The following is a 12076-nucleotide window of genomic DNA, read 5'->3' on the forward strand; positions in this document are numbered from 1 at the left end:
CGCATGTCCGGTTCGGCGACAGCACGCCGCCGCGGACGTGGCGCACAGCCCGAAGGCCCCCGCGCCACCTTCCGCCAGCTCCTCCCCTTCCTCTTCGAACACAAGCGCACCCTCATCGTGGTCGCGGTGCTCAGCGTCATCGGCGCCGCGACCTCGCTCGTGCAGCCGTTGCTCGTGGGCCAGGTCATCGAGGCCGTGCAGTCCGACACCGGTATCGGGATCCTGGTGTGGCTGCTCGTCGGCTTCGTGATCGTGTCGTCGGTCATCTCCGGCTTCCAGCACTACCTGCTCCAGCGCACCGGCACCGCGGTCGTGTACTCGAGCCGCCGCAAGCTGATCGCCCGCATCCTGCACCTGCCGACCTCGGAGTTCGATGCCCGCCGCACCGGCGACCTCGTCTCCCGCGTCGGCACCGACACGACGCTGCTCTACGCCGTGCTCACCCAGGGCCTCGCCGATGCTGTCGGCAGCGCCGTGCTCTTCCTCGGCGCGCTCATCGCGATGCTCGTGATCGACCCCATCCTGCTGCTGCTCATCGTCGTGGTGATCGGCATCTCGGTCGCCGTCGTCGTGCTGCTGAGCGGACGCATCCGCACCGCGTCGACCGCGCAGCAGGAGAAGGTCGGCGAGCTGGCTTCCGGCGTGGAGCGCGCGGTCGGCTCGATCCGCACCATCCGCGCCTCGGGAGCCACCGAACGGGAGACCACCGCCGTGTCGGGCCTCGCCTCCGACGCCTACGGCATCGGCGTGCGCATCGCCAAGATCTCCTCGATGGTCGTTCCCGTCTCCGGCATCGCCCTGCAGCTGTCGCTGCTCGTGGTGCTCGGGGTGGGCGGATTCCGGGTGGCCGCGGGAGCGATCACGATCGCCTCGCTGATCTCGTTCATCATGTTCCTGTTCCTGCTCGTGATGCCGCTGGCCACGACATTCGGCGCGATCACCTCGGTCAACCAGGCTCTCGGTGCGCTCGGCCGCATCCAGGAGGTTCTCGACCTGCCCACCGAGTCGCAGGACGACGAGAAGATCGCGGCCTCGCTGCCGCGCGAGACCGCTGCGGCGGACGCACCGGCCATCGAGTTCCGCGACGTGCGCTTCCACTACCCTGCGAACGTCGTCGCCGCCCGTCAGGCCGCGGCCAAGGAGGCGCGCACACTGCTCGCCGATGCGCACCTGGAATCCGCGGAGGACGCCGCCCCCGCCGTGCAGGACCACGAGGTGCTCCGCGGCGTGTCGTTCGCCGTACCGCAGGGCTCCCGCGTCGCCCTGGTCGGCCCCAGCGGCGCGGGGAAGAGTACGATCCTCTCGCTGATCGAGCGCTTCTACGACCCGACCGGCGGCTCGATCCGCCTGCACGGCCACGACGCGCGCACCTACCCGCGCGACGAGCTGCGCGCCCACTTCGGTTACGTCGAGCAGGATGCGCCGACGCTGGCCGGCACGCTCGCCGAGAACCTGCGGCTCGCCTCTCCCGAAGCGACGGACACCGACTGCGAACGGGTGCTGCGCGCCGTGAACCTCGGCGACGTGCTCGAGCGCGATCCGCTCGGCATCGATGCCCCCGTCGGCGAAGACGGCGTGATGCTGTCGGGCGGTGAGCGTCAGCGTCTCGCGATCGCGCGCGCCCTGCTCACGGACGCCCCGATCCTGCTGCTCGACGAGTCGACGTCATCGCTCGACGGCGTGAACGAGCAGCGCATGCGGGAAGCCATCGATGCCGTGTCGACCGACCGCACGCTCATCGTGATCGCGCACCGCCTCTCGACGGTCGTCGACAGCGATCTCATCGTGGTGCTGCAGGACGGCGTCGTCGTCGGCCAGGGCACGCACGCCGAGCTCGTGGAGTCGACGCCGCTGTACCGCGACCTCGCGCGACACCAGCTGCTCACCTGACGCACGACAACACGAAGGCGGGACGTCGGAGACCACTCAGCCATGGGTTCGTCTCTGATGTCCCGCCTTCGCGGGTTTGCGGGGCACGAAGCCCCGAGGGTGCCGGCTCCCCCGAACCGGCACCGGTCCGGGGGAACTACGCCTTGTCGAGGCGGTAGCGCAGCGACGCCAGCTCGGCGCGCAGCGCTGCGGGGACCTTGTCGCCGAAGGTGTCGTAGAACTCCTCGGTCAGGTCGGCCTCGGTCTTCCACGCCTCGGCATCGACCGAGAACAACTCGTCGAGGTCGGCAGCGGGAATGTCGAGCCCGTCGAGGTTCAGGTCCTCCACGCGCGGCAGGCGACCGATCGGGCTGTCCACCGCAGGAACGTCACCCGCTATGCGGCGGATGATCCAGTCGACCACACGCGAGTTGTCGCCGAAGCCCGGCCACAGGAACCGGCCGTCGTCGCCACGTCGGAACCAGTTCACCTGGAAGATGCGCGGCGCCCTGTCGAAGCGCAGACCGCGCCCGACCTTGAGCCAGTGTCCGAAGTAGTCGGCCATGTTGTAGCCGCAGAACGGCAGCATCGCGAACGGGTCGCGGCGCAGTTCCCCGACCGTGCCCTCGGCGGCCGCCGTGCGCTCGGACGAGATGTTCGAGCCCAGGAAGACACCGTGCGTCCAGTCGGTGGCCTCGACCACGAGCGGGACATTGCTGGCGCGGCGTCCACCGAACAGGATGACGTCGAGCGGAACGGCCTCTTCCCAGTCCTCGGAGATCTGCGGGCACTGCGCCGCCGACACCGTGAAGCGGGAGTTGGGGTGCGCTGCCGGCCGTCCCGACTCGGGAGTCCAGTCGTTGCCCTCCCAGTCGATCAGGTTCGCGGGCGCCTCATCGGTCAGACCCTCCCACCACACGTCGCCGTCCGGACGGAGAGCGACGTTCGTGAAGATGGTGTTGCCCCACAGCGTCTCGACCGCCGTGACGTTGGTCGATTCGCCGGTTCCGGGTGCGACGCCGAAGAAGCCCGCCTCCGGGTTGATCGCCCACATGCGGCCGTCTTCGCCGGGACGGATCCAGGCGATGTCGTCGCCGAGGGTCTCCACCCGCCATCCGGGGATGGTCGGACGCAGCATCGCGAGGTTCGTCTTGCCGCAGGCAGAGGGGAACGCCGCGGCCACGTGGTACGCCTTGCCCTGCGGGTCGATCACGCGGATGAGCAGCATGTGCTCGGCGAGCCACCCCTCATCGCGGGCGATCACCGAGGCGATGCGCAGTGCGAAGCACTTCTTGGCGAGGATCGCGTTGCCGCCGTAGCCCGAACCGTACGAGTAGACCTCGAGCGTCTCGGGGAAGTGCACGATGTACTTGTCGTCGTTGCAGGGCCACTCGACGTCCTGCTCCCCCGGGGCGAGCGGGGCACCGACCGTGTGCACGGTCTTGACCCACGGCGCGCCCTCGGCGATCTGCCGTGTGACGGCATCGCCGACACGGGTCATGATGCCGATCGAGGCGACCGCGTAGGCGCTGTCGGTGATCTGCACGCCGATGTGCGAGAGCGGACCGCCGACCCGGCCCATCGAGAACGGCACGACGTACATCGTGCGGCCGCGCATCGAGCCCTCGAAGATCTCGTCCATCTTGGCGTGCATGTCGGCAGGTGCCGCCCAGTTGTTCGTGGGGCCGGCGTCCTCCTCGCGCTCGGAGGCGATGAACGTGCGCCCCTCGGTGCGGGCGACGTCGCTGGGGTGCGAGCGTGCGAGGTACGAACCGGGACGCCATTCGGGGTTGAGCTTGATGAGCTTGCCCTCATCGACGAGTCCGCGCAGCAGCCAGTCGTTCTCGGCGCGCGAGCCGTCGACCCAGTGCACGGCGTCGGGCTGGGTGAGAGCGCGGATCTCCTCGACCCAGGCGGCCAGCTCCGCCATGGCGGGGGTGTCATACGTCGGAGCCGCGCCGAACGTACGCGTCGGTGCGACGGGAGACGTGCGGGGGGTGAAGACTTCGGCGATAGCCATGACGTGTGCTCCTTTGAAGTGTGGGGCGTTGCACCTATCTTCTTCCGGTTCGAGCGCGACTTTCGGCCAATTCGAGTGATAAGAACTTCAATTCTTTCGCTAGACTCAAGGAATGGCGTCCTCCGGCATCCACCTCACGACTCTCGGCCACCGCATCCGTCACCACCGATTGGAGAACGGGTTCACGCTCGACGAGCTCGGTGCCCTGGTCGGCGTGGCCGGCTCTCAGCTGAGCCTGATCGAGAACGGCAAGCGCGAGCCCAAGCTCTCGCTGCTGCAGGCGATCGCTCAGGCGACCAAGACCGAGGTGACCGACCTGATCTCCGGTGAACCGCCGAACCGTCGGGCCGCCCTCGAGATCGCCCTGGAGCGCGCGCAGGAGAGCCCGGTCTTCCGGCAGCTCGGCGTCGCGCCCGTGCGCGTGACCAAGGGCATGAGCGACGAGACGATCGAGTCGGTCCTGGGGCTGCACCGCGAGCTGGAGCGGCGTGAACGCGAAGCCATCGCGACGCCCGAGGAGGCGCGGCGCGCGAACACCGAGCTGCGGCTGCGGATGCGCGCGCAGAACAACTACCTCCCCGAGATCGAGAAGCTCGCCGAGAAGCACCTCAAGGCGGCGGGGCACGTACAGGGCGCGCTCACCCACCGCACCGTGAGCATCATGGCGGAGAAGCTCGGCTTCGAGCTGATCTACGTCAACGACCTTCCCCACTCGACCCGCTCGGTCACCGACCTCGAGAACGGACGCATCTACCTGCCGCCGGCGTCGATCCCGGGTGGCCACGGTCTGCGCTCGATGGCGCTGCAGGCGATGGCGCACCGACTGCTCGGGCACACACCGCCGACCGATTACGCCGACTTCCTGCAGCAGCGCCTGGAGATCAACTACTTCGCCGCGTGCTGCCTGATGCCGGAGACCGCATCGGTCGCGTTCCTGCAGCAGGCGAAGAAGGACCGCAACCTCGCGGTCGAGGACTTCCGCGACGGCTTCGGCGTGACGCACGAAGCCGCCGGCATGCGCATGACGAACCTGTTGACGCAGCACCTCGGCATGGCGCTGCACTTCCTGCGCGTGGATTCCACCGGCGCGATCACCCGCGTGTACGAGAACGACGACCTGCCGCTGCCGATGGACGTGACCGGCGCGGTCGAGGGACAGCGGGTGTGCCGCAAGTTCCAGGCACGCGCGGCGTTCACGCAGCAGAACCGCACGGTGGAGCACCACCAGTACACCGACACCCCCTCCGGCACGTTCTGGTGCTCGACCCAGACCGGATCGTCGAGCGACGGCGAGTTCTCGGTGACGGTCGGCGTGCCGTTCGACGACGCCCGCTGGTGGCGCGGACGCGAGACCAACGACAGAGCGGTGTCGACCTGCCCCGACGAGTCGTGCTGCCGTCGCCCCTCCGCCGAGCTGAGCGATCGCTGGAGCGGACGGGCGTGGCCGAGCGCGCGGGTGCACACGCACATGTTCTCGCCGCTCCCCCGCGGTGCATTCCCCGGGGTCGACGACAACGAGGTCTACAACTTCCTCGCGCGCCACGCGAGCGAGTAGTCGCGGCGGGGTCGGTGATCCCTGCGGCTCAATCGTCGGCGAACCGGGCGAACCGGGCGAGGGCCGCAGCCACGGCGGCGGGATCCTCCGGCTCCTCGAACAGCTCAGGCGGCGTACCCCTGGTCGCGGTCGCGTGGGACCAGGTCCCGATCACGCGCCCCTGCTCGACGAGGGTCGGACGCACCATGCCGTTCTTTCCGGGGCCGACGGCCGCGAGATGCTCCGGGGCGCAGACGGTCGTGCGATCGGCGTAGGAGATGTAGTACTCGTCGAACGCGCCGAGGGCGTGGACGGAGGCCGCACCCGATGCTCTTCGCGGACGTCGGCGCGCGGCGAAGAGACCCTCGTCGATCTCGTCGAGCCTGCCACCGTCCGTTCCCGCTCCCGCCCGCTCGGCCGCCTCGCGCGCCTGACCGAGGGTGAGGCCCGCCCACCAGGCGAAATCGGCGATACCGGCGGGGCCGTGTCCGTCGATGTAGCGGACGAACAGCTCGGCGAGCGGGTCATCGGGCGTGACGTGCTCGCGGATGTGATCTTCCACGAGCACGAAGCGCTGCTCGCGGGCGAAGCCGGCCCTGGCGACGACCGGCCCCTGGCAGATCAGACCGTCGATCGTGAGCGTGAACAGCAGATGGATGCCGCGCTGGCCCGAGGGGTCGATGTCGATGCCCTGGAGGATGTCGAACACCTCGGCGCGGGTGCACCCGCCGTCGCGGAGGGCCGGCGTCAGCGCCCGGACGCTCGCGGCGACCATGTCGTCATCGATGCCGAGATCGCGGTGGCGGGAGGCCGCCTGCTGTCGCTGCCGCCCCGCGGTGACCTGCAGCATCCAGCCGAGGTCGCGCGCCGGGACGGTGTGCAGGGTGCCGCGCATGGTCCACCCGCGCACGATGTCACCGCGGTCGAAGGCGCGGTCGACGTCGCGCACCGTGGTCTCCCCTCGGGTGCGGACGGCCAGAGCCCACCGACCCGCGGTGAAGTCCTGGCTCTGCACCGCGAGCATGTGGCGCGCCGCATCCGTCACCGTGGGAGCCGGCGAGATGAGGCGGTGCGATTGGAGGCGGTGCGATCGGAGGCGCTCGGCACGCAGAGTCGCGGTCTTCATGACCTCATCATGCCGGGTGCCGCCGACACGGCGCACGAGGAACCTCAGCTCTGCAGCGTCACCTCTCGGCGCTCGGGGAGCACGATCGGGTGCGAGCCCGCCATGACCTCGAGCACGCGGATCACCTGGCACGAGTAGCCGAACTCGTTGTCGTACCAGACGTACAGGATGAGGGTGTCCTCATCGGCGATCGTGGCGAGACCGTCGACGATGCCGGCACGGTGCGACCCGACGAAGTCGGTGGAGACGACGTCCGGGCTCTCCACGTAGTCGATCTGCTGGCGCAGCTTCGAGTGCAGCGAGACCCGGCGCAGGTAGTCGTTGACCTGATCCTTCGTCGCGGGCCGCTCGATCGTCAGGTGCAGCACCGCGAGCGAGACGTCGGGGGTGGGCACGCGGATCGAGCTGCCCGTGAGCTTGCCCTCCAACTGCGGCAGCGCCTTGGCGACGGCCTTGGCGGCACCGGTCTCGGTGATGACCATGTTGAGCACCGCCGAGCGTCCGCGCCGATCGCCCTTGTGGAAGTTGTCGATCAGGTTCTGGTCGTTCGTGAACGAGTGCACGGTCTCGACGTGTCCCTTGACGACGCCGTAGGCCTCGTCGATCGCCGCGAGCACGGGCGTGATGGCATTGGTCGTGCAGGAGGCGGCCGAGAGGATGCGGTCGGTCTCGACGATCGTGTCGTCGTTGATGCCGTGGACGATGTTCTTGAGCGGACTCTTCCCCGGCGCGGTCAGCAGCACCCGGGCGACGCCGGTCGAGCGCAGGTGCTGCGACAGACCCGCCTCGTCGCGCCAGCGCCCGGTGTTGTCGACGACGATCGCGTCGTGGATGCCGTAGGCGGTGTAGTCGATGGTCGCCGGGTCGTCGGAGTAGATCACCTGGATGCGGGTGCCGTTGGCGATGATCTGCTCGGCGTCTTCGTCGACGGTGACCGAGCCGGCGAAGCGGCCGTGCACGGAGTCGCGCAGGAGCAGGGATGCGCGCTTGACGAGGTCGTTCTCGGCGCCGCGGCGGACGACGATGGCGCGCAGGCGCAGTCCGCTTCCTCCCCCGGTGTGGGCGATGAGGATGCGGGCGAGCAGGCGGCCGATGCGCCCGAAGCCGTAGAGCACGACGTCGGTGGGCTCGGCGGCGACGGCTCCCATCGCAGGGGCCAGCACGTCTGCGAGGTAGGTCTCCAGCGGCTGACCGCTCTCGGCATGGCCGGCGACGAGGCGGGCGACATCGAGGGAGGATGCACCGGGGGCGAGCGCATGGATCGCCTCCAGCACGGCCAGGCTGTCCTCGATGGGGAGCCTCTCGTGCCCGAGCTGCGCGACGCGCTCGTGCACCTCGACGAGGCCGGTCGCCGACAGACCGAGCAGGCGGTGCCCGTGGAGCGAGGTGACGACGTCGTGTTCGCGTCGGAGCGCCCCGATGAGCGGGATCATCCGCTCCGCCAGCTCTTCGCTCTCAGTCCAGTCGTCGCGGTGTGCCGCGGAATCGTTCATCTGCGTCCTTGCATGTGTGAGCGCGCGCCGAGGTCGCCGGCGCGCGAGTTGCCGGGTGAATCGGGGGATGTCTCCAGCGTACAAGCCGCAGAACCGCGCGCCGAATCGGTGCGTCCCCGCCCCGCATTCGGCCGGGTTTTACGTCTACACTGGTGGAATAATGAGCCAGACATTTCCCGGCGACGACGCCGACCTGATCATCCGCGGCGGCCGTATCCACACCTTCGACGGGACGGGCGATATCGCTCACGCCCTCGCCGTGCGCGACGGCGTGATCGTCGCCACCGATGCCGCCGCCACCCGACTCCACGCACGGAACGTCCTCGAACTCGACGGACGCACCGCGGTCCCCGGCATCAACGATGCACACCTGCATGCCGCATGGCTCGGTGCGCGCTGGCCGCACCTGTTCTTCTCGGACACTCCCCCGGAGGAGCAGCCGCCCGGAAGACTCGTGTCGACCACGAGCGAGCGACGATCCGCCCTGCGCCGCGCGTGGCGCCTCCTCGCCGAACACGGCATCACGAGCTACACCGAACCGGGCATCGGTCCGGGAGAGGACGCCGGGGAGACCGGATGCTTCGGCGCCGACATGCTCGACACCTACGGCGAACTGCACCGCGAAGGCGCCCAGACATCGCGGGTGACCCTGCTGCGGCTCTTCGGCACGATCGACGGCGAGAGCACGCTCGAGGACTTCGCGCACGGCATCCGCACCCCGCCACCCACCCACGACCCGCGATGGCTTGCGATCCCCGGAGTGAAGATCTTCGCCGACGGCATCCCCCCGATGGCGACCGCCTGGGTCGAGGAGCCGTATGCGGACGGCACCACCGGAGCACTGCTCACCCGAGGAGGGAGCGACCCGCTCTCCGCATTCCAGCAGATGGTCGAACTGGCCGCATCCCGCGGGATGCAGATCGCCGTGCATGCGACCGGCGACCGGTCGATCGCCGAGTTCCTCGCGGTCCTGGAGCGCCTCTCCGATGCGCCCGCACCGGCCGCTCCGCACTACGTCGTCCACGGAGATCTGGCCACGCCCGAGCAGATCGCGCGCATGCGACGGGTCGATGCCGGATTCGCCGTGCAGCCCCTGATCGCTGCGCACACCCATTCCTGGGCGGCGGCGCAGCTCGGCGAGGCGCGCATCGCCACGGCCTGGCCGCTGGCCGCGATGCTCGCCTCCGGCGCCCTCACGACCGTGACCAGCGACGCGCCGATCGCGAGTCCGGATTGGCGGCTCGAGCTCGACGCCGCGCTCGCCCTGCTCACCGACGCGGGCTTCATCGACGACGCAGCGACCCGCCACCTGCTCCTGCGATCGATGACCGTGGATGCCGCGCGACAGGACGGCGCATCGGACTGGAAGGGGTCGCTCGAGGTCGGGCACGTCGCCGACCTGACGATCCTCGACGAGGACCCGCTGACGCCCGTCCGCCCGTTCTCCTCGCTCGAGGTGGTGCGCACGATCGTCGACGGCCGTACGGTCTTCGCCCGCGACTGAGCCCGCCCGCGCACGAAAACGGCGGGCGGCATGTTCACGCATGCCGCCCGCCTCTGATCCCCCTCGGACCAGTCCGCGCCCCCGGCGTCGGGCACCCGACGCCGGGGAATTCTCACACCGCCGTCGCGACCAGCACCCGCGGGCTTCCGGGCAGGGCGACCTTATCCCGCACCTCCCAGCCCGCATCGTTCAGCCAGCCGCGCACCTGAGATTCCGGATACACGACGGTCCCGTCGATGACGAGGTACTCCCCGGCGTGCCGGGCGTCGATCCCGCGCTGCTCCGCGTCGTCGTCGAGGAAGAAGTCGAGCACGGTCAGGGTCGCTCCCGGAGTCGCTGCCGCCCGCAGGTTTCGGAAGATCCGGGCGTTCTCCTCGGCGGTGAAGCGATGGATGACGTGATTGGCGAAGACGGCGTCGTATGTCCCCTCGGGTGCGGCAGTCGCGGTGTCGGCGATCTCGACGACGACACGGTCGGCGACGCCCGCCGCCGCCACGGCTTCGGCGATGCCGTCCTCGAAGCCGGGGGCGTACACGAACGTGGTGTGCAACGCCGGGTTCTGCGCCATGACCGACAGCGCGAAATCCGCCGAGAGCCCGCCGAAATCGAGGGCTTTCGTGGCACCGGCGAGGTCGATGTGTCGGCCGAACTCCTGGGCGTGCAGGCGGTTGTACGTCATGACGCCGGCCATGAAGGTCGCCCAGCGGGCGTCGTCCATCTGCAGGTCACCCGGTTCGGTGGTGTCGACCGTATGGGCGAACTGCAGCCAGTGCGGGTAGCTGATCTCGTCGAGGAACGTGAGGAACGGGCCGAGGTCGATCGCCGCATCGGCACCGGTGAGGTAGGCGGCCGCATCCGGGGCCACGACGTAGTTGCCGTCCGTGCGGACCAGCAGCCCCTGGGCCGCCATCGCGTCGGCGAGCAGGTGCGCGATGCGCTCACTCACCCCGCATCTCTCGGCGATCGCCGGCACCGTGTCGGCTCCGCCGTCGACGGCAGCGAAGAGGCCGATGCGACGGGCGTGGAAGAGCTGCTTCGATGCCATGTATCCGGTGGCGATGTCGAGGATCCGGGCCGCGTCCGCGGTGGGAGTGTCGGTCATGAGTGGCCTTTCGATGTTTATCTACGAATGTTGGAATTAAAGGGCATGAGGAGACCGATGGACGGCCAACCGGGTCAGTCCGCCAGGAAGTCCTGCACAGCGGTGCGGAACTCCGCCGTGTGCAGCGCGGAGAGGTGATCACCGGGGACGCGGTGGGCGCGCGCCGCCGGGAGCAGCTGTGCGAGCTCGTCGATCCCGGCAACCATCGCATCGTCCGTGCCGCCGATCAGCAGTACGGGCAGCGTGAGCCCATCGGACCGCGGGGCGAACGGCTCCGCGGCCAGGCCCTCGATGAGGTCGATCACGTCGCCCGGTCTGTTGCCGGGCAGTGAGGCCATGTGCACGATCATTCCCGTGAGTGGATCCGCCGGGGCGGCGCCGCCGGAGACGGCCGCGCGCGCGGCCGGGAGGTCGACCAGGGTGAAGGGCTCCCCCGCGCTGAGTCCGCCGAGCACTGCCCGGCGCACCGCGACCGCGGGATGCCGCACCAGGTCCCAGGCGAGCCGGGCCCCCAGCGAGTACCCCACCAGGTCGATCTCATCCGCACCGACGGCGTCCGCGAGCGCGTCGAGCACCGCCGAGGTCGGGGCCGTGCCGAGCGTCGGACTCGCTCCGTGTGCCGGGAGATCGACCACGACGCGGGGACGGTCGCCGAAGGATCCGCCCCACTCGGCTTCCGGCCAGTCCTGCGCGCCCTGCGAGGCGAGGCCGTGCAGGAACACCACCGGACGCCCGGCACCCGGGTGCCGCTCGACGAAAAGGGGTGAGGTCATGACGCGCCGTCCTCTCGGATCAGGCGCGTCGCCGTCAGCGGAGCCGCGCCAGGAACTGGTCGATATAGGTCTCGTAGTCGGCGATCCGCTCGCCATCGGGATACATGAGGTTGATCACCGTCGCGCCGACCGCCGCCGAGATGTACTCGTTCGCGAGGGGCCCGTAGTCCTGGTCGCGGATCGACCCCTCGTCGCGCGCCGCCTCCATCCGCTCGATGAGCGAGGTGCGCCAGGACGCCAGGTGCCCGCGATACAGCTCGGCGAGGGCCTCGTTGGCCATCGCGTACTCCCACAGCGCGAGCAGCACCCGCCCCGCCGCGATCTGCTCCTGGTCGCGAGGAATCGTCGCCCGCAGGAACCCCCGCAACGCGGCGTCCGCCGACGCCGGCTCCTCGCCCGCGGCCTGCACCCCTTCGGACATCTGCTGCAGGATCGTCTCGAACGTCGCCGCGACGATGCTCTCCTTGCCGGGGAAGTAGTGCTTCAGTGCGCCGTTCGCGAAGCCGGCCTCCGCCGCGATGCTGCGCATCGTCGCCGCCTCGAAGCCCCCCTTCAGGATGATGCTCTTGGCCACCTCGACGATGTCCCGTCGACGCTGGTCGTGATCGATGATCTTCGGCATGAGGTCCTTCCGGCCGATTCCGGTGCGTGGAGT

The 12076-nt window shown here is 69.7% G+C and carries 9 protein-coding genes; 3 read left to right on the top strand and 6 right to left on the bottom strand.

The window, feature by feature from the left end; genetic code table 11:
• The first annotated feature begins 3 nt into the window (after nt 1-3).
• Nucleotides 4-1890, top strand: a complete 1887-nt coding sequence (locus MST3598_RS12210; protein ID WP_029260431.1) for an ABC transporter ATP-binding protein — start codon at nt 4-6, stop codon at nt 1888-1890.
• Nucleotides 1891-2026: 136 nt separating this feature from the next.
• Here MST3598_RS12210 and MST3598_RS12215 read toward each other — a convergent pair whose 3' ends face one another.
• Complete coding sequence (locus MST3598_RS12215; RefSeq protein WP_029260432.1) at nt 2027-3889, bottom strand: phosphoenolpyruvate carboxykinase (GTP); 1863 nt, start codon at nt 3887-3889, stop codon at nt 2027-2029.
• A 112-nt stretch (nt 3890-4001) separates the two neighbouring features.
• Here MST3598_RS12215 and MST3598_RS12220 point away from each other — a divergent pair, with 112 nt between their 5' ends.
• On the top strand, nt 4002-5444 hold the full coding sequence (locus MST3598_RS12220) for a helix-turn-helix transcriptional regulator (protein WP_021201031.1): 1443 nt from the start codon (nt 4002-4004) through the stop codon (nt 5442-5444).
• 28 nt (nt 5445-5472) lie between these two features.
• On the opposite strand, the gene MST3598_RS12225 is transcribed toward MST3598_RS12220, so the two are convergent.
• Together MST3598_RS12225 and MST3598_RS12230 are read right to left on the bottom strand one after the other, a co-directional pair.
• Nucleotides 5473-6549, bottom strand: coding sequence for a winged helix DNA-binding domain-containing protein (locus tag MST3598_RS12225; protein WP_029260433.1), 1077 nt, complete (start codon nt 6547-6549; stop codon nt 5473-5475).
• Between the two features lie 44 nt (nt 6550-6593).
• Nucleotides 6594-8042 (bottom strand): glyceraldehyde-3-phosphate dehydrogenase, encoded by a 1449-nt coding sequence (locus MST3598_RS12230; RefSeq protein ID WP_021201029.1) that lies wholly within the window; start codon nt 8040-8042, stop codon nt 6594-6596.
• Nucleotides 8043-8202: 160 nt separating this feature from the next.
• Between MST3598_RS12230 and MST3598_RS12235 the strand changes: the two genes are divergently transcribed.
• Nucleotides 8203-9546 carry an amidohydrolase gene (locus MST3598_RS12235; protein WP_029260435.1) on the top strand — a complete coding sequence of 448 codons (1344 nt, stop codon included), beginning with the start codon at nt 8203-8205 and terminating at the stop codon, nt 9544-9546.
• Between the two features lie 112 nt (nt 9547-9658).
• Here the strand turns inward: MST3598_RS12235 and MST3598_RS12240 are convergent, their stop codons facing one another.
• From MST3598_RS12240 to MST3598_RS12250, 3 genes are all read right to left on the bottom strand, one after another.
• The gene (locus MST3598_RS12240) at nt 9659-10648 is read right to left on the bottom strand and encodes a methyltransferase family protein (RefSeq protein ID WP_029260436.1); all 990 of its coding nucleotides are present in this window, start codon (nt 10646-10648) and stop codon (nt 9659-9661) included.
• A 74-nt stretch (nt 10649-10722) separates the two neighbouring features.
• Nucleotides 10723-11421, bottom strand: a complete 699-nt coding sequence (locus tag MST3598_RS12245) for an alpha/beta fold hydrolase (RefSeq protein WP_096359596.1) — start codon at nt 11419-11421, stop codon at nt 10723-10725.
• Nucleotides 11422-11455: 34 nt separating this feature from the next.
• Nucleotides 11456-12043 (bottom strand): TetR/AcrR family transcriptional regulator, encoded by a 588-nt coding sequence (locus MST3598_RS12250; RefSeq protein WP_021201017.1) that lies wholly within the window; start codon nt 12041-12043, stop codon nt 11456-11458.
• Nucleotides 12044-12076: the final 33 nt, after the last annotated feature.

Origin of the sequence: Microbacterium sp. TPU 3598 (assembly GCF_002356155.1) — a bacterium.
In the GTDB taxonomy this organism is placed as follows: Bacteria; Actinomycetota; Actinomycetes; order Actinomycetales; family Microbacteriaceae; genus Microbacterium; species Microbacterium maritypicum_A.

Coding starts and splice junctions, on each gene's coding strand:
- MST3598_RS12210 (WP_029260431.1), top strand. CDS start 4: ATGTCCGGTTCGGCGACAGCACGCCGCCGCGGACGTGGCGCACAGCCC.
- MST3598_RS12215 (WP_029260432.1), bottom strand. CDS start 3,889: ATGGCTATCGCCGAAGTCTTCACCCCCCGCACGTCTCCCGTCGCACCG.
- MST3598_RS12220 (WP_021201031.1), top strand. CDS start 4,002: ATGGCGTCCTCCGGCATCCACCTCACGACTCTCGGCCACCGCATCCGT.
- MST3598_RS12225 (WP_029260433.1), bottom strand. CDS start 6,549: ATGAAGACCGCGACTCTGCGTGCCGAGCGCCTCCGATCGCACCGCCTC.
- MST3598_RS12230 (WP_021201029.1), bottom strand. CDS start 8,042: ATGAACGATTCCGCGGCACACCGCGACGACTGGACTGAGAGCGAAGAG.
- MST3598_RS12235 (WP_029260435.1), top strand. CDS start 8,203: ATGAGCCAGACATTTCCCGGCGACGACGCCGACCTGATCATCCGCGGC.
- MST3598_RS12240 (WP_029260436.1), bottom strand. CDS start 10,648: ATGACCGACACTCCCACCGCGGACGCGGCCCGGATCCTCGACATCGCC.
- MST3598_RS12245 (WP_096359596.1), bottom strand. CDS start 11,421: ATGACCTCACCCCTTTTCGTCGAGCGGCACCCGGGTGCCGGGCGTCCG.
- MST3598_RS12250 (WP_021201017.1), bottom strand. CDS start 12,043: ATGCCGAAGATCATCGATCACGACCAGCGTCGACGGGACATCGTCGAG.